At 68.3% G+C, this 22,869-nt stretch carries 16 protein-coding genes; 7 read left to right on the top strand and 9 right to left on the bottom strand.

The window, feature by feature from the left end:
* The coding region (locus VK92_RS20540) for an aldehyde dehydrogenase family protein (protein WP_048026294.1) at positions 1-531 on the bottom strand (531 nt) is incomplete at its 3' end.
* A 58-nt stretch (positions 532-589) separates the two neighbouring features.
* Positions 590-931, bottom strand: a complete 342-nt coding sequence (locus VK92_RS20535; protein WP_048026292.1) for a GNAT family N-acetyltransferase — start codon at positions 929-931, stop codon at positions 590-592.
* Between the two features lie 270 nt (positions 932-1,201).
* Here VK92_RS20535 and pdxR point away from each other — a divergent pair, with 270 nt between their 5' ends.
* The 6 genes from pdxR (at position 1,202) to VK92_RS20505 (ending at position 10,862) form a co-directional block, all read left to right on the top strand.
* Positions 1,202-2,728, top strand: a complete 1,527-nt coding sequence (gene pdxR, locus VK92_RS20530; protein WP_048026290.1) for a MocR-like pyridoxine biosynthesis transcription factor PdxR — start codon at positions 1,202-1,204, stop codon at positions 2,726-2,728.
* Positions 2,729-3,253: 525 nt separating this feature from the next.
* Entirely contained in the window at positions 3,254-6,148 is a 2,895-nt protein-coding gene (locus VK92_RS20525; protein WP_122982940.1) for a GH92 family glycosyl hydrolase, read from the top strand.
* A gap of 401 nt (positions 6,149-6,549) precedes the next feature.
* Positions 6,550-6,948 carry a nuclear transport factor 2 family protein gene (locus VK92_RS20520; protein ID WP_021157640.1) on the top strand — a complete coding sequence of 133 codons (399 nt, stop codon included), beginning with the start codon at positions 6,550-6,552 and terminating at the stop codon, positions 6,946-6,948.
* A 160-nt stretch (positions 6,949-7,108) separates the two neighbouring features.
* Positions 7,109-8,926 carry a sulfoacetaldehyde acetyltransferase gene (gene xsc, locus VK92_RS20515; protein ID WP_021157638.1) on the top strand — a complete coding sequence of 606 codons (1,818 nt, stop codon included), beginning with the start codon at positions 7,109-7,111 and terminating at the stop codon, positions 8,924-8,926.
* 137 nt (positions 8,927-9,063) lie between these two features.
* On the top strand, positions 9,064-10,098 hold the full coding sequence (gene pta, locus VK92_RS20510) for a phosphate acetyltransferase (protein WP_048026284.1): 1,035 nt from the start codon (positions 9,064-9,066) through the stop codon (positions 10,096-10,098).
* Complete coding sequence (locus VK92_RS20505; RefSeq protein ID WP_027791255.1) at positions 10,095-10,862, top strand: sulfite exporter TauE/SafE family protein; 768 nt, start codon at positions 10,095-10,097, stop codon at positions 10,860-10,862. The genes pta and VK92_RS20505 overlap by 4 nt, the downstream gene beginning before the upstream one ends.
* A gap of 76 nt (positions 10,863-10,938) precedes the next feature.
* Here the strand turns inward: VK92_RS20505 and VK92_RS20500 are convergent, their stop codons facing one another.
* Positions 10,939-12,660, bottom strand: a complete 1,722-nt coding sequence (locus VK92_RS20500; RefSeq protein ID WP_048026283.1) for a cobaltochelatase CobT-related protein — start codon at positions 12,658-12,660, stop codon at positions 10,939-10,941.
* Complete coding sequence (locus tag VK92_RS20495; RefSeq protein WP_048026281.1) at positions 12,657-13,652, bottom strand: AAA family ATPase; 996 nt, start codon at positions 13,650-13,652, stop codon at positions 12,657-12,659. The genes VK92_RS20500 and VK92_RS20495 overlap by 4 nt, the downstream gene beginning before the upstream one ends.
* Before the next feature lie 211 nt (positions 13,653-13,863).
* On the opposite strand from VK92_RS20495, the gene VK92_RS20490 reads away from it, so the two are divergent.
* The gene (locus VK92_RS20490) at positions 13,864-14,616 is read left to right on the top strand and encodes an IclR family transcriptional regulator (RefSeq protein ID WP_048026279.1); all 753 of its coding nucleotides are present in this window, start codon (positions 13,864-13,866) and stop codon (positions 14,614-14,616) included.
* A gap of 26 nt (positions 14,617-14,642) precedes the next feature.
* Here VK92_RS20490 and VK92_RS20485 read toward each other — a convergent pair whose 3' ends face one another.
* The 5 genes from VK92_RS20485 to VK92_RS20465 form a co-directional block, all read right to left on the bottom strand.
* A complete protein-coding gene (locus VK92_RS20485; protein ID WP_048026278.1) occupies positions 14,643-15,590 on the bottom strand; it encodes a dimethyl sulfoxide reductase anchor subunit family protein in 948 nt (315 codons plus the stop codon).
* Positions 15,591-15,627: 37 nt separating this feature from the next.
* Positions 15,628-16,374: a 4Fe-4S dicluster domain-containing protein gene (locus VK92_RS20480; RefSeq protein WP_048026277.1), complete on the bottom strand. Its 747-nt coding sequence runs from the start codon at positions 16,372-16,374 to the stop codon at positions 15,628-15,630.
* Between the two features lie 16 nt (positions 16,375-16,390).
* Positions 16,391-19,327, bottom strand: a complete 2,937-nt coding sequence (locus VK92_RS20475; RefSeq protein WP_048026275.1) for a molybdopterin oxidoreductase family protein — start codon at positions 19,325-19,327, stop codon at positions 16,391-16,393.
* 223 nt (positions 19,328-19,550) lie between these two features.
* Positions 19,551-20,975, bottom strand: a complete 1,425-nt coding sequence (locus tag VK92_RS20470; RefSeq protein WP_048026274.1) for an amino acid permease — start codon at positions 20,973-20,975, stop codon at positions 19,551-19,553.
* A gap of 200 nt (positions 20,976-21,175) precedes the next feature.
* Positions 21,176-22,591 carry an NAD(P)/FAD-dependent oxidoreductase gene (locus VK92_RS20465; RefSeq protein WP_021157628.1) on the bottom strand — a complete coding sequence of 472 codons (1,416 nt, stop codon included), beginning with the start codon at positions 22,589-22,591 and terminating at the stop codon, positions 21,176-21,178.
* Between the last annotated feature and the right edge of the window lie 278 nt (positions 22,592-22,869).

Below are 22,869 nucleotides of genomic sequence, written 5' to 3'. Positions count from 1 at the left end.
CGCGATCGACGGCACGATCTTGTGTGCGACCTGGTTCATCGGGTGGTTGAACGGCGTGATCGCCGAAATCACGCCGAGCAGCGGATCGCGCTGCGTGTACACGCGGCGCTTCTTGCCGTGCGGGGTCAGGTCGCACGAGAAGATCTGCCCGTCGTCCTTCAGCACTTCACCGGCGCCGAACGTCAGCACGTCGGCCACGCGGCCCGCCTCGTACGTCGAATCCTTGATGCACAGCCCGGCCTCGGCCGTGATCAGCGCCGCGATCTCCGCCGTGCGCGCACGCACGATGTCGGCCGCGCGGCGCAGGATCGCCGCGCGATCGTGGCGCGTGAGCGTCGGCCGGTAGGCACGCGCGGCCGCGAACGCGCGCCGCACATCGTCGAGTGTCGCCTTCGGCACGGTGCCGACCAGCGCGCCGTCGTACGGGTTGCGCACTTCGATCACCGCGTCGCGCCACACGCGCTGCCCGTCGATGCGCAACGCTTCGTGCCGCACGTCGGATGCGGGAATCGGCTTCAGAACCGTGCTCATGTCGTCTCCGTTGTCGTGATGCGTGATCGTGGCCACGCCAGCGGGTGCCCGGCGCGCACTAGCGCACCACGACCAGCCCTTCGTATTCGAGGCAGCGGCACAACGTCGCCCATGCCGGCGAGTCGGGCCACTCACGCGCGCCGGTATCGATGCGGATCGGCCGTCCGAATTCGCGCGATGCACACGCCAGCAGCGTGTGCGCGATGCCGCTGCGTCGATAGGCGGGTTCCACGTACAGACGCGCAAGCGATGGCGATCGCTCGGCACCACCGCCGTCGTCGTCGATGCCGAGCTCGCCGATTGCCTCGTCGTCGCGATACGCGACCGCCGTCGCGCGCGTGTCGTCGAACACGATGCGGATCACGCGCTCGCAGCGATCCCTGAACACGACGACGTGCATGGCCTCCTCCCTTCGCATCACGATGCGGGCGAACGCGATGCGCGCACGCCCTCCCGCGCCCGCGTACCGGGGAGTTATCCGGATCGTCCAGGGGCGACGAGTTGAGTATCGTCTTGCCACGTCGGCGCGCAGTAGTGCCAGACGGCACCTTTCATTGAGTCCACATCCGCGGCGCGACGCGCGTATTCTCGCGAAACCGCGCCTCTCGCGGGCCACGCGCACCCCAACGCGCACCGCCTCGCGTTTCCCGTACCGATCACAGGAGGAAGCATGCCGAGTCGTACCCCGACCGCCCTATGGGCCCAGCAGTTCCGGCGGTCGTCGGCGTCGAGCCTGCAGGACCAGATCCGGCGGATGCTCGTGGCCGCGATCCTCGACGGCCAGCTCGCCCCCGATGCCGCGCTGCCGTCGAGCCGCGAGCTCGCCGACCAGCTCGGCGTCGCGCGCAACACCGTCGTGCTCGCGTACCAGATGCTCGTCGAGGAGGGTTACCTGATCTCGCGCGAACGCAGCGGGCACTTCGTGAACCCGAAGATGCTCGAGGGCGTGCCCGGCTTCGCGGCGGCCAAAACCGGCGAGAAACCGGACGGCAACGACGACACGCCGGGCCGCCCCGTGTGGGAGAAGCGCATCGCGCATCCGCCGTCGAGGCAGCGCAACATCGTGAAACCCGCGAACTGGCAGCACTACGAATTCCCGTTCATCTACGGACAATTCGACCAGTCGCTGTTTCCGACCAACGACTGGCGCGAATGCTGCCTGAAGGCGCTGTCGGTGATGGAGATCCGCAACTGGGCGCCCGACCTGATCGAGCGCGACGACGAATCGCTGATCCAGCAGATCCGCACGCGCGTGCTGCCGCGGCGCGGCGTGTTCGCGATGCCCGACGAGATCGTCGTCACGAACGGCTGCCAGCAGGCGCTGTACCTGATCGCGGACCTGCTGTGCGGCAAGCACACGACGGTCGGCTTCGAGAATCCCGGTTATCCCGACGCGCGCAACATCTTCGAGAACCGCAACGCGCGGTTGCTGCCGCTGCCCGTCGACGGCCACGGGATCGCGCCCGATGCGCTCGCCGATACGCTGGCGCGCTGCGACTACGTGTACGTGACGCCGAGCCACCAGTGCCCGACCACCGCGACGATGCCGGTCGAACGCCGCCGCGCGCTGCTCGACTGCGCGCGGCAGCACGATTTCGTGATCATCGAGGACGACTACGAGAGCGAGAACACGTTCTCCGGCACGCCGCATCCGGCGTTGAAGAGCCTCGACACGGCCGACCGCGTGATCTACGTCGGCAGCCTGTCGAAGACGTTCGCGCCGGGGCTGCGGCTCGGCTACGTGGTCGGGCCGCGCGAGCTGATCCGCGAGTTGCGCGCGCTGCGGCGGCTGATGGTGCGCCATCCGGTCGCGTATATCCAGCGTGCGTTCGCAACCTTTCTCGCGCTCGGTCATCACGACGCGCTGCTGCGCCGGCTCGCGCATGCGTACAGCGAGCGCTCGCAGGCGCTGATGGCCGCGCTCGATGCGCATCTGCCGGAAGCGCGTCATGTGCGTGTGACGGGCGGTGCGTCGTGCTGGGTCGAGGGGCCGCCGTGGCTCGATGCCACGCGCCTCGCGACCGACGCGCAGGCGGCCAGCATCCTCATCGAGCCGGGGAACGTGTTCTTCATGGACGATACGGGCGACGCGCGACGCTGCTTCCGGATGGGGTTCTCCGCGATTCCGCTCGAACGGATCGAGCCGGGCGTGCGGGCGCTGGCGCAGTGCGTGCGGGCGCAAAAGCCGGGCGCCTGACCGGATGCGGAGAGGCGTCGTGCCACCGATGCATGACCGCCCTCGCTCCTCGTGCACAATCACGCATCCGGAAACGATCGCGACTTTCGTTGCGCGGCAAGCATGTCGCCGGTGTCGCGCGTGTCGCTCCCGTGCGACGCGCGCAGGTGCCGATCGTAACGATCGATCGGGTTGCTCTTCCGGGCAGCAAGCTGCCTTTCGGGTAGAGGTCGCGTTCACGTGCGCACGCAACGTGCGCCGCCCCCGATCGGCACGTTGTTTCTCGCCTTGCCGTAGAACCCTGCATTCGCCACGTGCTCGCTGCATCCGTTGCACCTTCCGATACCGCGCCACCGCCAGCGCATCGTTTCCACTCGTTTAGTAAATCTAATAAAAACATTACAAATCCGTTATTCGGATTGACAGCGAATTCATGCGAATCCTAGTGTTACGACGCAACACGACAGCAACAACCCACAGCGATCCCGGGATTCGATCGTCGGGATCGTCAAGGCAAAAAGGCATCTCCGACTGGAGGGGGCGATCATGAGTCGATTCACGACGCTCGCGGCGTTGCTGGCCGCGGCGTGCGCATTGAGCGGGTGTGGAGGCGGCGACGGCAGCGACGGAACGGCGGCGTCGATACTGGCCGCCCATCCGGCGGATTCGTCGGCCGGTGCGGCCGACACGACCAACCTCGACGACAACCGCAGCCTGTCGTTGACGCAGTATGTCGACCCGCTGATCGGCACGCTCGCGAGCAATTCGCCGAACCCGGTGCCGGCGGGACAGGCCGGCAGCGTCGTGCCGGCCGCCGGGCTGCCGTCGGGCATGGTGCAATGGGCGCCCGACACCAACACCACGCCGGCGCCGAACGACAGCAAGGAACCGAACTCGCCGGCCGGTTATTACTACGACCTGCATTCGATCCAGGGTTTCAGCGTCACGCACATGCCGGGTGCCGGCTGCAGCGGCAACAACGGCGAATTCCCGGTCATGCCGACCACCGACGCGACGCAACTCGTTCCGACCTTCAGTCATGCGAATGAAACGGCCCGGCCCGGCTACTACTCGGTCGTGCTCGATTCGCAGATCAAGGTGGAACTGACCGCCACCCTGCGCACCGGCTTCGGCAGGTTCACCTACCCGGCCGGCAAACCCGCGCTGCTGGTACTCGACGCGACACGCACCAATACGAAGACCTCGACCACCGGCGCGATTACGCAGGTTTCCGGCAGCGCCCTCTCGGGCAGCACGATCGGCGGCGGCTTCTGCGGCAACTCGGTGCCGGTGCCCGTCTACTTCTATGCCGCGTTCGACCAGGCGTTCACGTCGGCGTCGATCTCGCACGGCATGGCGCAACTCGGCTTCCGTCCCGGCCAGGCGGTCAGGATGAAGATCGGCATTTCGTACGTCAGCGCCGCCAATGCAAAGGCCAACCTCGACGCGGAAAATCGCGGCTGGGATTTCGAAGGCGTGCGCACGCAGGCGGACCGAACCTGGAACGACCGCCTCAACGCGATCCGCGTGGCGGGCGGGACGCTCGACGCGAAGAAGAAGTTCTACACGGCGCTCTATCACGCGCTGTGGGCGCCCAGCATCTTCAGCGACGCGAACGGCCAGTACATCGGCTTCGACAATACCGTGCACCAGCTCGCCAAAGGCCAGAACGCGCAGTACTCGTCGTTCTCGGGCTGGGACATCTACCGTTCGCTGATCCAGCTCAAGTCGATCCTCAACCCGTCCGAGACCAGCGACATGATCCAGTCGCTGGTCAACGACGCCGATCAGTGCGGCGCGATTCCGCACTGGGTCAACGACAACGTCGAGGACGGCGTGATGCCGGGCGATGCCGGTTCGCTGATCGTGTCGAGCGCCTACGCATTCGGCGCGCGGCGCTTCGATACGCGCGCCGCGCTGCAGCACATGGTGAAGATGGCGAACATCCCCGGCACCGCCTGCAACAACGTGACCACCAACGGCGGCCGCGCGAGCTACCTGCAGGGCGGCTACATCACCGGCGGCGAGTGGGGGCAGGCTTCGTCGACGCTCGAATACACGAGCAGCGACTTCGCGATCTCGCGCTTCGCCGGCGCACTCGGCGATACCGCCACGCAGCGCATGCTGCTGAGCCGCTCGGCCTACTGGCAGAACCTGCTCAACACCGCGCTGACGCCGCCGCTGATCGCGGCGCGGCAATCGAACGGCGCGTGGATACCCGAAACGCCGGGCAGCGGCGACAACTACGTGGAGGGCAATGCCGAACAGTACACGTGGATGGTGCCGTACAACGCGGCGGGCCTGTTCGCGCAGCTCGGCGGCAATACGGCCGTGACGTCGCGGCTCGACCAGTTCTTCACGGTGCTCAATGCCGGCCTGAGCCTGCCGAATTTCTACATGGGCAACGAGCCGACCTTCGAGGTGCCGTGGCTTTACAACTGGGCCGCGCAACCGTCGGGCACGCAGCGCGTGGTGCAGCAGATCATGGCCAGCGCGTTCGGCACCGGCCCCGACGGCCTGCCGGGCAACGACGACCTCGGCGCCGTGTCGGGCTGGTACGTGTGGGGCGCGCTGGGCCTGTACCCGCAGATCCCCGGCGTCGCGGGCCTGGCGATCGGCAGCCCGCAGTTCCCGCAGATCGACGTGCGGCTCGGCAACGGCCACACCTGGCGGATCCGTGCCGCAGGCGCGCCGGCCTCGAGCTACGTGCAGTCGCTGTCGATCGACGGTCGTGCCCACCCTGCCGCATGGGTCGCCTATGACGACATCGCCAACGGTGCGACGCTGCACTTCGCGATGGGCAGCGCACCGTCCCGATGGGGTGCCCAGGCGCAGCCGCCGTCGTTCGGCGTACCGGTGGCGCTCAACGCGGCCGACAGCTACAACAACCGCGGCTTCAGCATGGACGGTGCGACCAATACCGACGGCCAGGGCGCGGACTTCGACGGCAGCCTGTTCAGCTACTCGGTCAATGCGCTCGGCGCGGCGGGCGTGCAGCCCGGCAAGCCGTTCTCGGTGGCCGGCGCCACCGTGACGGTGGCGGGCGGGCCGCTCTCGCTCGACAACACCGTGACCGTCGGCCAGACCGTGATGCTGCCGCCGGGATCGGCCGGCACCGGCGTCGTGGTGCTCGGTTCGTCCAACAACGGCCCGAGCAGCGGGATCGCGCAGCTGAACTTCGCCGACGGGTCGAGCCAGGCCGTCACCTTGGACTTCGACGACTGGACCCTGAACGGCGGCAGCGCGAGCCCACGCTCGACGGTGGCCGTCACGATGGCCTATCGCAATGCCGGCAACGGCCAGCAGGACAACGTCAAGACCTACATCTTCGCGCAGAAGATTCCGGTGCCGCCCGGCAAGGTGGTGACGAGCATCGTGCTGCCGCGGCAGGTCAGCGCCGGCAAGATGCACGTGTTCGGTATCGGCATGACGGCGTCGTGATGCCTGCATGACCTCGGGGGTACGTCGCACGCAGCGATGTACCCCCGGCTCCTTCTGCCTGCCCGCGACGCGGTTTGAAAACCGCCGAAGCGACGCGGGTCCGGCCCCGATGCCGGTCGAATCCTTCTTCCGTCATTTCCCGGCACGCCCCGTCACCGACCTGATTCGCGACAGCGTCATTCGCGCCATGCGACACGGCACGAAACCGGATCAAGCCACACAATCCGCCGGGTCGGACACCCCGTGAACGGGCGAACCTTCTCTGCATCCGCCGCTGGCCCAACCGAATCCCCCGAACTGGCGCTACCGCCAAAAACGAGCGCTCACTAACGTGTCGATACCGCGTGCCGCATGCGCGCCAGCGCCTTGCGCACCGCCCACCATTCGACAGGAGACACGTTATGTCCGATACGCTCACCGCCCCCGCCACGGCCGCCACGCTCGCGGCGTTTTCCGACGCATTCAACCGGCATGACGCGAATGCGCTGATGGGCTTCATGACCGAGGACTGCGTATTCGACGCGGCCGGCGGCCCCGACATCCACGGCACGCGCTTTGTCGGCCGCGATGCCGTGCGCGCCGCGTTCGAAGCCGTGTTCAAGACCTTCCCCGACGCGCACTGGGGCCACGGCCGCCACTACGTGACCGGCGAGCGCGGCGTGTCCGAGTGGGTGTTCACCGGCACGCACGCCGAAGGCTGGCGCATCGAGGCCGAGGGCTGCGACCTGTTCGAATTCCGCGACGGGCTGATCGCCGTCAAGCGTGCGTTCCGCAAGGAACGGCCGAAGCAGCCGGCCTGAGCGCACCACTCGGGACCACTGTACCCGCGCGCATTTTGAAACGAATCATTTCATTTCATTCCACATTTCCCCGCAGCAGACGGAATGACTTGACCGGTTTTTCCCGGCAAATAGCATCTGGAACAAGACGTTCCGTTAATTGAACAATCGGAGACAACCCATGAGCGAACAATCCACTTCCCTGCGTGCATCGGCCAGCGGTCCGCAGGACATGACGCCGTCCGAAGCCTTCGTCGAGACCCTCGCGGCCAACGGCGTGACCGACATGTTCGGCATCATGGGCTCCGCGTTCATGGACGCGATGGACATCTTCGCGCCCGCCGGCATCCGCCTGATCCCGGTCGTGCACGAACAGGGCGCGGGCCACATGGCCGACGGTTATGCGCGCGTGTCGGGCCGCCACGGCGTCGTGATCGGCCAGAACGGCCCCGGCATCAGCAATTGCGTGACGGCGATCGCGGCCGCGTACTGGGCACACAGCCCGGTCGTGATCGTCACGCCGGAAGCCGGCACGATGGGCATCGGCCTCGGCGGTTTCCAGGAAGCGAACCAGTTGCCGATGTTCCAGGAATTCACGAAGTACCAGGGCCACGTCACGCACCCGGCGCGGATGGCCGAATTCACCGCGCGCTGCTTCGACCGCGCGCAGGCCGAGATGGGCCCGACGCAACTGAACATCCCGCGCGACTACTTCTACGGCAAGGTCAAGGTCGAGATTCCGCAACCGCGCCGGCTCGATCGCGGCGCCGGCGGCGAACAGAGCCTCGACGATGCGGCTGCGCTGATCGCGCAGGCGAAGTTCCCGGTGATCATCTCCGGCGGCGGCGTCGTGATGGCCGATGCGATCGAGGAATGCAAGGCGCTCGCCGAACGGCTCGGCGCACCGGTCGTCAACAGCTACCTGCACAACGACTCGTTCCCGGCGAACCATCCGCTGTGGTGCGGCCCGCTCGGTTACCAGGGCTCGAAGGCCGCGATGAAACTGCTGTCGCGCGCGGACGTCGTGATCGCGCTGGGCTCGCGCCTCGGGCCGTTCGGCACGCTGCCGCAGCACGGGATGGACTACTGGCCGAAGGACGCGAAGATCATCCAGATCGACGCGGACCACAAGATGCTCGGCCTCGTGAAGAAGATCTCGGTCGGCATCTGCGGCGATGCGAAGGCGGCGGCCATCGCGCTCACGCAACGCCTCGAAGGCCGCACGCTCGCGTGCGACGGCTCGCGCGGCGATCGCGCCGACCAGATCGCGACCGAAAAGGCCGCGTGGGAAAAGGAACTCGACGACTGGACGCACGAGCGCGACGCGTACAGCCTCGACATGATCGAGGAGCAGAAGCACGAGAAGCCGTTCAGCGGCGGCCAGTACCTGCATCCGCGCCAGGTGCTGCGCGAGCTCGAGAAGGCGATGCCCGAGGACGTGATGGTGTCGACCGACATCGGCAACATCAACTCGGTCGCGAACAGCTACCTGCGCTTCAACAAGCCGCGCAGCTTCTTCGCGGCGATGAGCTGGGGCAACTGCGGTTATGCGTTCCCGACGATCATCGGCGCGAAGGTCGCCGCACCGCATCGTCCGGCCGTGTCGTATGCGGGCGACGGCGCGTGGGGCATGAGCCTGATGGAAACGATGACCTGCGTGCGCCACAACATCCCGGTCACGGCCGTCGTGTTCCACAACCGCCAGTGGGGCGCGGAGAAGAAGAACCAGGTCGACTTCTACAACCGCCGCTTCGTCGCGGGCGAACTCGACAACCAGAGCTTCGCGGCGATCGCGCGCGCGATGGGCGCCGAAGGGATCACGGTCGACCGCCTCGAGGACGTCGGCCCCGCGCTCAAGCGCGCGATCGACATGCAGATGAACGAAGGCAAGACCACGATCATCGAGATCATGTGCACGCGTGAACTCGGCGATCCGTTCCGCCGCGATGCGCTGTCGAAGCCGGTTCGCATGCTCGACAAGTACAAGGACTACGTGTGAGCCCGCGTCGCTGACGCAACCGCTTCAGGCCGCGCGCATCGCCGCGCGGCCTGAACCCGGCCGGACGCCGTGCCCCGTGCGGGCCGCCGCATCCGGCCGTTTTTCCTTCCCGTTTTCCATTCCTCAGCGAGCGAACGATGAAAGCCCTCGACCGCATCCTCGAATCCGCGCGCCGCGCGCCGATGCGCATCGCGCTGTGCGAAGCGGACGATCCGCGCGTGCTGCACGCCGCCGCGCGCGCGACGCGCGACGGCATCGCGCGCATCGTGCTCGTCGGCAACCGTGCGGCCATCCACGCGGCGGCCGCGCGAGACGCGATCGATCTCGACGGCATGACGCTCGTCGATCCGGCCGACGCCCCGCAACGCGATGCGTATGCCGACGCGCTGCATGCGCTGCGCGCCAAAAAAGGCATGACCGCCGACGCAGCGCGCGACGCGGTGCGCGATCCGTTGACGTACGCCAACCTGATGGTGCGGCTCGGCGATGCGGACGGCTCGGTCGCGGGCGCCGTGCATGCGACGGCCGACGTCGTGCGCGCGGCGATCCAGCTGATCGGCGTCGACCCGGCGTTCCGGATCGTGTCGAGCTTCTTCCTGATGATGCTGTGCGAACCGTTCCACACGATCAAGGGTGGGCTGATCTTCTCCGACTGCGCGCTCGTCGTCGATCCGGATGCCGGCCAGCTCGCCGAAATCGCGATGGCCGCCGCCGACAGCGCACAAGCGCTGCTCGGCGAGGAACCGCGCGTCGCGATGCTGTCGTTCTCGACGAGCGGCAGCGCGCATCACGCGGCCGTCGACAAGGTGACGGCCGCGACCGCGCAGGTGCGCGAACGGCGCCCCACCCTCGCGATCGACGGCGACGTGCAGCTCGACGCCGCGATCGTCGCGGAGATCGCCGAGCGCAAGATCGCGCATTCGCAGGTGGGCGGCCATGCGAACGTGCTCGTGTTCCCGAGCCTCGAGGCCGGCAACATCGGCTACAAGCTCGCCGAGCGGATCGGCCGCGCGAAGGCCGTCGGCCCGCTGCTGCAGGGGCTGCGCCGGCCCGCGAACGACCTGTCGCGCGGCTGCGGCGCCGACGACGTGTATCACGTGATCGCGGCAACCACCGTGCAGGCGCAGGCGGCCGCGCAACGCGCCGCGACCGGCGAGGCCGCGCACGCATGACGGCCGACAAACTGGCGATCCTGATCGCGGTGATCGGCGCCGGCAGCTATTTCCAGACCGTCACCGGCTTCGGGCTCGGGATGATCGTGATGGGCGCGACGAGCGGCTTCGGGCTGGCGCCGCTCGCCACCGTCGCCACGCTGATGAGCGTCGTGTCGCTCGCGAACGGCGCGGCCGCGCTGCCCGGCCGGCTGCATCACATCGACTGGCGCGCGGTCGGCGCGGCGACGCTCGGCATCCTGCCGTCGGTGGTCGCGGGCGTGCTGCTGCTCGAATGCCTGAGCCGCTCGGCGGCCGACCTGCTGCAACTGATCCTCGGCGCGGTCGTGCTGTACGGCGGCCTGAGCGCAGCGCTGCGCCCGACGCCGCTCACGGCGCGCTCGGACAACCGCAGCTTCTTCGTCAGCGGCCTGTTCGGCGGGCTGCTGAGCGGCATGTTCGGCGTGTCGGGGCCGCCGCTGATCTTCCAGTTCTACCGGCAGCCGTTGACGCTCGTGCAGATCCGCTGCGCGCTGATCGTGCTGTTCACGACGACCTCGGCCACGCGGGTGCTGTACAGCGCATGCGAAGGCCAGATCGATCGCGACATCTGGCTGCTGGCCGCGATCGCGACGCCGGTCGTGATGCTGACGACGGTCGCCGCGCGACACTACCCGCCGCCGCTGTCGCCGGTCGCGCTGCGCCGGCTCGCGTTCGGCGTGCTGATGGCGATCGGCATCGGGCTGATCGCGACGTCGCTGCCGCCGCTGCTGCGCGGCGTGTAGCGCCGCGCGGCGCATGCCGCACCGAACCCTCCGACGCGCGGCATTCGCGCCGCGATGCGCACGCACAGTACTCGCTTCACCGCCGCGCGCCGATCCAGCGCGCGATTTCGACGAGCCGCTTCATGTCCGGCGCCGACGCAAGATCGATCGCGAGCCGGTGCCGGTAGTACGGGCCGAGATCGAGCCCGACGCCGAGCCCGAGGACGTCGACGCGGCCGGCCGCCTCCTGGCGCGCGACCACCTGCTTCAGGTGATTGTCGAGGTAGAACGGATCGTTCGCGAGCGCCGTCGCGCCGTCCATCGGGCTGCCATCCGAGATCACGACGAGGATCTTGCGCGCCTCCGGCCGCGCCGCGAGCCGTGCACATGCCCATTCGACCGCTTCACCGTCGACGCCCTCGCGGAACAGGTCGGCCTTGAACAGCGCGGCGATGCCCGTGCGCGCATGCCGCCAGCGCGTGTCCGCGTCCTTGAACACCAGGTGGCCGGTTTCGTTGAGCCGGCCCGGATGGCGCGGCTTGCCGCGCGCAAGCCACTCCTGCCGCGCGCGGCCGCCGTTCCAGGCGAGCGTCGTGAAGCCGAGCACTTCAGTGGCGAGGCCGGCGGCATCGCCGGCGCGGGCCAGCGTGTCGACCATCAGCGCGACGCCGTCGATCCACGTCTTCATCGATCCCGAGCAGTCGATCAGGAACGCGAGCGCGCAGTCCGCGTGCGGCCGCACGCGTTCGAGCCGGAACAACCGCCGTTCGGCCGGCGAGCTGACGAGCTGCGCGAGCCGGCGGCCGTCGAGGCGGCCGTGCTCCTCGCCGAACGACCAGCCGTCGGCCCGCGGCACGACGAGCGCCGCGCGCAGTACCTTTGCGAGCCGCGTGACGTTGATCCGCTGCGCGGCGACCTGGCCGTCGAGCCGGTCGCGATACTCGCGCAGCAGTGCCGCGCGGATCTGTGCGGCCGGCCGGAGTTCGCGGTCGTAACGCGTCGTGTACGCGCGATAGACCGCATCGCCGCCATGCAGCACGACGCTGTCGCCCGTTTCGACGAGTGCCGGCAGGTCGATGCCCGTGTCGTCGAAATCGACCCATAGCGAGAAATTCGTCAGCGCATCGTCCTGCTCGCGTGCGTCTTCCGATGCCGTTTCGACGACGGCCGCGCGCGCGTCGCGGATCATCGCCGCAATGCGGCGCGCGAGCGTCAGCGCATGTTCCGCGAATGCGCGCTGATCGTGCCGCCAGCGCTTCAGCCCCGCGAGCGGCACGCCGATCTCCGGCACGATCGCCGCGCGCGACGCTTCGATCAGGTCTTCCGTTTCTTCGAGCACCGGCCAGCCGGTCAGCCGCGACCATGCGATCTGCGCGACCGTGTACACGAGGATCCCGACATGCGTTTCGGCCTGCCCCGACCGGTGAAACGCGCGCGACCAGGTTTCGAAACGATGGCGCAGGTTCTGCACGACGCCGCGCATCGCGGGTGGCGCGAGCGACTCGCAGCGCAGTTGCTCGAGCATTTCGAACAGCACGCGTTCGACCGGATCGTCGCCGGACAACGCGCGATGCAGGCCGGCATCCGAATGCAGGATGCGCAACGCGGCGCCGTCGGCCGCGCCGCGCCACGACGCGAGATCGTCGTCGGCGGCCTGCGCGCGCAGGTGCGGCGCGTGGATCGGCAGCGGCCGCAGGTCGCGGCACACGCGGCCCGCGCGGTAATGCAGCGCCGCATCGCGTGTCAGCGCACGCACGGTCGACGCGCCCAGCGCTTCGCGTGCCGACGCGCGGCGCGCGGCGTCGCGATCGGCGCTCACCGCCCTGCTCCCGGCTCGCAGCCGCCGGCGCCGGCCCGCGACGCAACCGCAAGCTCCTCGCCGAAACAGCGCTGGTAATACTCGGCGAGGACGGGCCGCTCGGCGTCGTCGCATTTGTTCAGGAACGTGAGGCGGAACGCGAGCGCCGGATCGCGGAAAATCTGGCAGTTCTCGGCCCAGTTGATCACCGTGCGCGGCGACATCAGCGTCGACAGATCGCCGGTCGCGAAGCCGTTGCGCGTCAGCTCCGCGAGGCTCACCATCGATTCGAGCAACGGGCGGCCGGCTTCGTCGGCGAGTTCGGGCACGCGCGCACGCACGATGCCGATCTCCTCGTCGCGCGGCAGATAGTCGAGCGTGGCGACCACGTTCCAGCGATCCATCTGCGCATGGTTGAGCATCTGCGTGCCGTGATACAGCCCGTTCAGGTTGCCGAGCCCGACCGTGTTGGCGGTCGCGAACAGCCGGAACGACGGATGCGGATGGATCACGCGGTTCTGGTCGAGCAGCGTGAACTTGCCGTCGCGTTCGAGAATCCGCTGGATCACGAACATCACGTCGGGCCGCCCCGCATCGTATTCGTCGAAGATCAGCGCGACGGGCCGCTGCAGCGCCCACGGCACGATGCCTTCCTGGAACTCGGTCACCTGCACGTCGTCGCGCACGACGATCGCATCCTTGCCGACGAGGTCGAGCCGGCTGATGTGGCCGTCGAGGTTCACGCGCACGCACGGCCAGTTCAGCCGCGCCGCGACCTGTTCGATATGCGTCGACTTGCCGGTGCCGTGCATCCCCTGCACGAGCACGCGGCGGTTGCGCGCGAAGCCGGCGAGGATCGCGAGCGTGACGTCCGGGTTGAAACGGTATGCGTCGTCGATATCGGGCACGTGGTCGTCGCGCGCGCTGAACGCGGGCACCATCAGGTCCGAATCGAACCCGAACCGTTCGCGGACCGACATCATGCAGTCCGGCTTGTTCGTCGCCCCTTCCATTGCGTTGCGCTCCTGTCGTTGCCTGTCGTTGTCGGTGTTTGTCGGTGTTGGCGTGTCGTTCCCTGATGCGCGGGCGTCGATCCTTGGTTTACGGAACGATTCGTTCCATCGCCGGTTATCCGTGCCGGCTTGCCGCACCCGCCGCCCCGCGCGGCCGGCCTGTCGGGCCGTTCGGTACAATGGCCGCAGTCCAGTTTCCGGAACGCCTGCCATGCTGCCCGCGGATACGCCCACGCTGCGCGCCTTCGCGCTGCTCGAACATCTCGTCCACGCCGGCGATGCCGTGTCGCTCGCCGATCTCGTGCGCGAGGTCGATATCCCGAAGGCGTCGCTGCACCGGATGCTCGCGTCGCTCGAAGCCGGCGGCCTCGTGATCCGCGAGCCGGGCCGCAAGAACGCGTATGCGATCGGCCCGCGCCTCGCCCGGCTCGGCACCGGCGTGATGCTGCATGCGGGCGCGCGCCGGCTGCGCCATGCGATCCTCGAACGGCTCGTCGCCGATCTCGGCGAAACCTGCAACCTCACCGCGCTGCACGACACGGAAGTCGTCTATCTCGACCGCGTCGAAGCCGACTGGCCGCTGCGGCTCGACCTGAAGCCCGGCTCGCGCGTGCCCGCGCATTGCAGCGCCAGCGGCAAGCTGCTGCTCGCGCTGCTGCCGCGCGACGAGCGCGCCGCACTGGTGCGCGCGCTGGCGCTGCCGCGCTACACGCCGAATACGATCTCCGATCCCGAACTGCTCGAAGCCGAACTCGACCGCACCGCGCACAAGGGCGTCGCGATCGACAACGAGGAATTCGTCGCGGGCATCGCGTGCATCGCGGCACCGGTCGTCGGCGACGACGGCGCGTGCATCGCCGCGGTCGCCGTGCATGCGCCCGTGTCGCGCGCGCCGCTGTCGCGGCTGCTCGACTGCGTGCCGCGCCTGCAGGAAGCGGCCGGCGCACTCGCGGCGACCTTCTAGCGCCGCGCGGCGGCACGCGCGCAACGTCATGACGCGCGCTGGTAGTAGATGTTCTGCGGATGCCGCGCATCCGCGAAGAAGAACCAGCGTTCGGCGACCAGCCCCGCATACTGGATCAAGAATGCCGCGGCGAGCACGACGGCCGCCGCGACCGACGTCGGCGCGAGCGCGCCCGCGCCGGTCAGCACGAACGGCACCGCGAATGCGCCGGTCAGGAAGCCGGCCTTCACCGCGCGCAGCGTGCCGTTGCCCTGGCCGTGAAAGAACTCCCGCGTATTGAACGCGCTGGCCGTGAAACCGCGCGACTTCTGTTCGACCTTCTCGTGGCGAATGCCGGTCGCGCTCTGCACGGTCGACTTCGGCCGCAGCCGCGCATTGCGCGCGAGCGACGCGAGCCGTGCGACGCAGCCCGCGAGCGTCAGCACGCATGCGGCCACAGCGAGCCGGCCGACCAGCGCCGGCGCGAGCCACGCGGCGCAAGCCGTCGCCAGCGTGCAGCCCGACGCGCAGCCGAGCAGCACGAAGTTCACGAGCGTCAACGGGCTCGCCCATTCCTGCAGGAAACGCAGGCACGCGTAGATCATCGCGGTACACACGAACAGCGCGCCGCTCGCGAGCGCGCCGGCCGCGCCGATCAGCAACGTGCCGGGCCAGCCGAACAGGTGGGCCGCGCCATACGCGAACGCGCACGCGAGAAACACCGGCAGCGCGATGCATTCGCGCGACAGCCACGACGTGCGCCACATCGCGATCGCGCGCCACGCGCGTTCGGGGTGGCCGAGATGGAAGAACGACGCGAACAGGCCGAGTACGCCGAGCGCAACCGACAGCGCGGCGCCCGTCACGTAGAACGCGGCGGCCACGTCGACGCCGGCCAGGCGCGCGAGCGCCTCGACGCTCACGAGCGTCAACAGCAAACCCTGTGCGGCGCCGCACAGCGTGGTGAGGAAAACGACCGAAAAGGCTGGGCGCATGGCAACTCCGTCTGGTTCTGAATGAAATGCGCGGGGCTCAGCGCTGCGTCGCGAGCGACACGAGATCGACGTCGCCACGCGCCGCGCGTGCTTCGAACGAGTCGCTCTCGTCGCGGCCGGTCGACCCGCTGCCGCATCCGCCGCCGCTGCCGCACGCGCACGACGCTTCGGTCTTCACGCGCGGCAGGTAATGGTTCGACGGCCGCGTGCCCCATTCGGGCATCAACGCATAACCGCCGCGCTCGCGGATCGCGCGCGACACGTCCGACTCCGGATCGTGCACGTCGCCGAACAGCCGCGCCGACGTCGGGCACGCGAGCACGCACGCGGGTTTCCGGTCGCGTTCGGGCAATGCGTCGTTGTCGATGCGGTCCGCGCACAGCGTGCACTTCGTCATCTCCTTGCGGCCTTCGTCGAGTTCGCGTGCGCCGTACGGGCACGCCCACGCGCAGTACTTGCAGCCGATGCACTTGTCGTAGTCGACCAGCACGATCCCGTCCGACTTGCGCTTGTAGCTCGCGCCGGTCGGACAGACGGGCACGCACGGCGGATCCTCGCAATGCAGGCACGACTTCGGGAAATGGATCGTGTCGGTCATCGGGAACACGCCCGCTTCGTACGTCTGCACGCGGTTGAAGAACGTGCCGGACGGATCGTCGTCGTACGGGCGCAGATCCGCGAGACTGCCGGCTTCGCCCGACGTGTTCCATTCCTTGCAGCTCGTCACGCAGGCATGGCAGCCGACGCACACGTTCAGGTCGATGACGAGGGCCATCTGGGTCATGGTCGTGCTCCTTCGATCAACGGTCGTCAGGTTTCGGGCCGGCGGAAGCCGCGCGCCGCAGCCGCGCGGCGAATGCGCCGGTGCCCGCGAAATACGCCTGCACGCGCTGCAGCACGCGCGGCGTGCCGGGCAGCGCCGGCATCGGCGCGAACTGCGGCAGCGTGGTCGCCGCATCCGCTTCGGCCGGATAGATCCGCACCTGCACGTCGTACCAGCCGGCCTGCCCGGTGATCGGATCGGAGTTCGACATCCGCGCGCCGTCGCGCGCCGCATCCGGCAGCTCGTCGGTAATCACGTGGTTCAGCAGGAAACCGCGCTGCGACTCCCCCGCCTGCGGCCCGAGGTTCCACGCGCCGGCCGCCTTGCCGATCGCGTTCCACGTCCACACGGTGCCGGGCTCCACGGCCTCGCTGTAGCGTGCGCGGCAACGCACCTTGCCCCACGGCGATTCGACGTAGATCCACGCGCCGTCGTCGATCTGCTGCGCGGCGGCCGTCACGGGGTTCACGAACAGATGGTTCTCGCCGTGGATCTGCCGCAGCCACGCGTTCTGCGAATCCCACGAGTGGTACATCGCCATCGGCCGCTGCGTGATCGCCGCGAGCGGATAGCGGCCCGCGTCGGTCAACCCGCTTTCGAGCGACCGGTGCCAGAACGGCAGCGGATCGAAATAACGCGCGATGCGTTCGCGCAGACGGTCGGGCGGCTGGCGGCCCGACGTGCGCCCCTGCGCGGCGAGCCGGAATTTCTGCATCACGTCCGAGTAGAGCTGGATCACGATCGGCACGCCGAACTTGCGCATCCCGTTGTCGACCGCCCACTGCATGTAAGGCCCGTTGCAGTTGCGCATGTACTGCAGCGGCTCCGGCAACCGGTGGTGGTACACGCAGTTGTTCTCCGCGTAACGCTTCCACTGGTCGGGGTTCGGCTCGCCGACGACGGCCTTGTCGCCGTCCTTGCCGCGCCAGCCGATCAGGAAGCCGGTGCCCGAATCCGGCGCGGTCTGGAAGTTGATGACGAAATCCGGATAGTCGCGGTACTTGCGCTGCCCGTCCGCCGTCGTGAAGGCCGGAAACTTCAGCCGGCTCGCGAGCTCGATCAGCACTTCCTGGAACGGCTTGCACTCGCCGGTCGGCGGCACGACGGGCACACGCACCGAGTCGACCGGGCCGTCGAATTCGGAGATCGGCCGGTCGAGCACCGACATCACGTCATGCCGTTCGAGGTAGGTCGTGTCGGGCAGGATCAGGTCGGCGAACGCCGTCATCTCCGACGCAAACGCATCGCACACGACGAGGAACGGGATCCGGTATTCGCCGTCGTCGCGCTTGTCGACCAGCATCTTGCGCACTTCCGTCGTGTTCATCGACGAATTCCACGCCATGTTGGCCATGAAGATCAGCAGCGTATCGATCGGATAGGGATCGCCGCGCCACGCATTGGTGATCACCGAATGCATGAGCCCGTGCACCGCGAGCGGGTATTCCCAGGAGAACGCCTTGTCCAGCCGCGCGGGCGTGCCGTCCGGATGCACGAACAGGTCCTCGGGGCCGGCCGGCCAGCCGAGCGGGCCGGTCGCAAGCGGCGTGTTCGGCCTGATCTGCGCCGGGTCGTTCGGCGGTTTAGCCGACGGCGGCACCGCGCGCGGATACGGCGCCTTGTGCCGGAAGCCGCCCGGCCGGTCGATCGTGCCCAGCAGCGACATCAGCACCGCGAGCGCGCGGATCGTCTGGAAGCCGTTCGAATGGGCGGCGAGCCCGCGCATCGCATGGAACGCGATCGGCACGCCCTTCACCGTCGCGTGTTCCTTGCCCCACGAATCGGTCCAGCGCACCGGCAGCTCGATCGCGTGCTCGCGCGCGACCGTCTCCATCTCGCGGGCGAGGCGGCGGATCGTGTCGGCCGCGATGCCGGTGATGTCGGCCGCCCACTCGGGCGTGCAACCGGCCACCTGTTCGCGCAACAGCGTGAACGACGGCGCGACGGGCGTGCCGTCGTCGAGCGCGTAGCGGCCGTCGAGCGCCGGTTCGGCGCCTTCCGTGTGATGCAGCACCGCGCGGTTCGTCTTCGTGTCCCACCACATCCGGTTCTGCGGATACAGCGCGTTGACTTCCGGCGCACCGGCGTCACGCACGAACAGGCCGAACGTGTCTGCGCCGTCGCGCTGGTCGACCAGCTCGGCCGCGTTCGTGAAGCGCGACACGAATTCGAGGTCGAACGCGTCGCGCGCGATCAGCTCGTGCATCAGCGCCATGAACAGCGCACCGTCCGTGCCGGGGCGAATCGGAATCCATTCGTCGGCGATCGCCGCGTAGCCGGTGCGCACCGGATTGATCGCGATGAAGCGGCCGCCCGCGCGCTTGAACTTGCCGAGCGCGATCTTCAGCGGATTCGAATGGTGGTCTTCCGCGGTGCCGATCATGAAGAACAGCTTCGCGTGGTCGAGATCGGGCCCGCCGAATTCCCAGAACGAGCCACCGATCGTGTAGATCATCCCGGCCGCCATGTTCGCCGAACAGAATCCGCCATGCGCCGCATAGTTCGGCGTACCGAACTGTTTCGCGAACAGGCCGGTCAGCGCCTGCATCTGGTCGCGGCCGGTGAACAGCGCGAACCGCTTCGGGTCGGTCGCGCGCAGATGCGCGAGGCGCTTTTCGAGCACGTCGAACGCGACGTCCCACGACACCGGCTCGAACTGCGCGTCGCCGCGCTCGGCCCCCGGCTTGCGCATCAGCGGCTGCGTGAGCCGCGCGGGCGAATACTGCTTCATGATCCCCGACGAACCTTTCGCGCAGATGACGCCCTGGTTCAGCGGATGCTCCGGATTGCCGTCGATGTAACGCACCTCGCCGTCGCGCAGATGCACGCGGATGCCGCAGCGGCACGCGCACATGTAGCACGTCGTCGTCTTGATATCGGCCTGTTCGTCGCGCTCGCGTGCCCGATGTTCCATCGTCTGTCCTCGTTCGCGGATGAGGGCGCCCCCCGCAGGGCACGCCCGTGAATCGATTCGTCCATGCTAGTCGCGCCGGCCGCCGACATAAAGTCGCATCCGCCGATCGGTTCTATCGCGTGGCCCGATAGTTGGCCGCAAGAGCCATCGGGCCGCCGCCGGCGCCGCATGCGCAAAGACCCGGCTTGCGTGCCGGGCCTTCAGCGTCATGCGTTACCGGGCATTACCGCGGCGGATACGCGAGCAGTTCGCTGTCGTCGAGATGCTCGCGGCGGCTGCGACGTGTGAGCCCGTAAGCGACGACCAGCACGGCGAGGCTTGCGACGCCGAGCCACAGCGGCTTGCGCTGGTCCGGGATGAACGCCATCGCGACGAGGATGCCGACCATGCCGACGATCGCGACCCAGGTGAGGTACGGATACGCCCACATCCTGACGCGCAGCTTGCTCGCGGCCACCGGGTCGAGACGCTTGCGCAGGCGCAGTTGCGAGAACGCGATCAGCACGTACACGAACAGCGCGACGGTGCCGTACGAGTTGACGAGGAACGCGAACACGGTATCGGGCGACACATACGACATCACGACCGACACGTAGCCGAACACCGTGCCGAGCAGGATCGCGCGCACCGGCACGCCGCGCTTGTTGACCTTCGCGAGTGCGGCCGGCGCGTCGCCGTGGCGGGTCAGTGCAAACAGCATCCGCGACGCCGCATAGAGGCCCGAGTTGAGCGCGGACAGCACGGCCGTCAGCACGATCGCGTTCATCACGTTGGCGGCGGCCGGCAGGCCCATCACTTCGAGCGCGCTGACGTACGGCGTGGCCATCTGATGCGAATTCCACGGCACCAGCGCGACGACGAGCGCGACCGAGCCGACGTAGAACACCAGCACGCGGGTGATCACCGAATTGGTGGCCTTCGCAACCGCCTTGGCCGGCTCCTTCGCCTCGGCCGCCGCGATCGTGACGATCTCGGCGCCGAAGTAGAAGCCGGTCGCCGCGACCGCCCCGCTCATCACCGGCCCGATGCCGAGCGGCATGAAACCGCCGTGGCCGAGCAGCGTCGGCAGCACGGAAGTCGTGTGCATCGACGCGGGCCACAGGCCGAGCACGTAGAGGCCGCCGAGGAACAGGAACACGATGATCGCGCCGACCTTGATCGACGAGAACCAGAACTCGAACTCGCCGTAGCTGCCGACCGAGATCAGGTTCGTGAGCGTCAGCACGACCAGCAGCGCAAGGCTGATGATCCACGCCGGTGTGTCGGGCAGCCAGAACTGGATCAGCTTGGCGCCGGCGACCGCTTCGAGCGCGACGACGATCACCCAGAAATACCAGTACATCCAGCCGGTGAGGAAACCCGCCATCTTGCCGGGCCCGCGCCAGTTGCCGAACGCGAGGCGCGCGTATTCGTAGAACGATCCGACGGCCGGCATCGCGCAGGCCATCTCGCCGAGCATCCGCATCACGAGCACGACCAGCCCGCCCGTGATCAGGAACGACAGGATCGCCGCCGGCCCGGTCTGCTGAATCACCACGCCGCTGCCGACGAACAGCCCGGCACCGATCACGCCGCCAAGCGCGATCATCGTCATGTGGCGCTGCTTGAGCCCACACTTCAGGTCACTCTGGTTCATCGAGGATTGCATGTCTTCTCCATATCCAGTTGTCCGGACGCCGCCCACGCCACCGTCGGGTGAACACGGGCGCCGCCGGCGACGGCGCGTACAGGGGCGCCTGCAGCCCCGGCCGCACGGATTTCTGTTGCTTTTCTTGTGTTGGACGGCCCGGCGCGCGTTGCGTCACACCGGGCGATGCGCACTGCATTCAGAGCTTTTTCAGGGCATTTTCAGGGCTTTTCGTCGTTCCTGAAGTACGACAGGTAGAGCATCCGCTGCCCGATGCGCCGGAACGGCGCGAACGGATGGCCGGGCAGCGGCGACGTGAAGATCGGCAGCGTCTGGCGTGCGCCCTTCCCCGCGATCTGCTCGGCGAGCCGGCGGCCGGCCTGCTGCGAATACGACACGCCGTTGCCGCCGTAGCCGAGCGCGTAGTACACCGACTGGCGCGGGTCGGGCTGGCACACGCGCGGCATCATGTCGTGGCTCACGTCGACCCAGCCCCACCACGAATAATCGATCTGCACGCCGCGCAGCGCGGGAAACTTGCGCGCCATCCCTTCCTTCAGCAATTCGACATGGCGCGGGTTCGGTGCATCGTCGCCGGTGATCGCGCTGCGGCTGCCGATCTGCAGACGGCGATCGGGCAGGAAACGGTAGTAGAAGCGTAGCGTACGCGTATCGGTCAGCACCTGCGTCGTGCGGAAATTGCACGCGTCGATTTCCGCGTCGGTGAGCGGGCGCGTGACCATCGAATTCGACAGGATCGGCATCACCTTGCTGCGCAGCGACGGATGCAGCGTCTGCGCCGTGTACGCACCGGTCGCGATGCCGACCGCGCGGGCCCGCACGACGCCGCCGGGCGTGCGCAGGTGGTGCACGCCGTCGATCGTCTCGAAGCCGAGCACCGGGCTGCTCGTATGCACCTTCGCGCCGGCTGCGCGCGCGAGGCGCAGGTAGCCGAACGCGAGCTTCAGCGCATGGATGCCGATGCCTTCCGGCTCGTGCAGCGCGCCGGCCGCCTCGTGGTCGTTGATGAATTCACGGCGGAAGGTTTCCGCGCTCAGCAGTTCGGACGGGTAGCCGAACACGTCCTTCCACACCTTCGCCTCGGCCGCGAGCTTCGCCATGATGCGCGGACGGTGCGCGATCAGGAAATGGCCGCCCGGCTGCGGATCGCAGTCGATTTCCGACACGAGCGACTTGAAGTGTTCGAAGCCTTCGAGGATCTCGTCGTGCATCTTCAGCGCGACGTCCTTGCCCCAGCGCTCGATCCACTGCGAGCGCGACAGCCGGCCCGACGCGTTCTGCCCCTGCCCGCCGTTGCGGCTGCTGCAGCCCCAGCTGGTGCGGTTGGCTTCGAGCACGACGGCCTTGATGCCATGGTCCCGCGCGAGGCACAGCGCGGTCGCGAGGCCCGTGTAGCCGGCGCCGATGATCGCGACGTCGACGTCGAGGTCGCGCGTGACGGGGCCGTCGTCGGGCGGCGGGTTGCCGGCCGTCGCGACCCAGTAGGTCGGCGCGTACTGCTTGCCGCAACCTGGCCCCGGCGACACGAGCGGATCGTAGGTCGGGTCGTAACGCGTATCGTTCGACCGGCCGCCGGCAAAACCGCTGGCGGTACGTTCGATGGAAGGGGTCGACATGGTCAGACCTCCGATGCGGGCTTGCCTGCCGCGCCGCAACGGGCACGCGAGGCGATTCGACTGACTGATGCGGGGCGTACGCTCGCCGGGCGGGCGAATGCTGCCGACTGCCTGTTGGTCATGCCTGTCTCCTGATCGTTCTCTTCGGGTCGATCGTGTGCAGATGCTTCAATGCGGCGATCTGTCGAGGAAAGTGTAGGCAGGCCGTTTTTTGGCAGGTAGGGCCAGTGGGCCGGATTCGCTTGGACCAGCGTGTGAGGGTGTCGAACGGCGGGGAA

This window comes from Burkholderia sp. LK4 (assembly GCF_001043615.1).
GTDB classification, from domain to species: Bacteria; Pseudomonadota; Gammaproteobacteria; order Burkholderiales; family Burkholderiaceae; genus Burkholderia; species Burkholderia cepacia.
The sequence above is the reverse complement of the archived record's forward strand: the minus strand, read 5'-3'. Positions and strand labels throughout refer to the sequence as shown.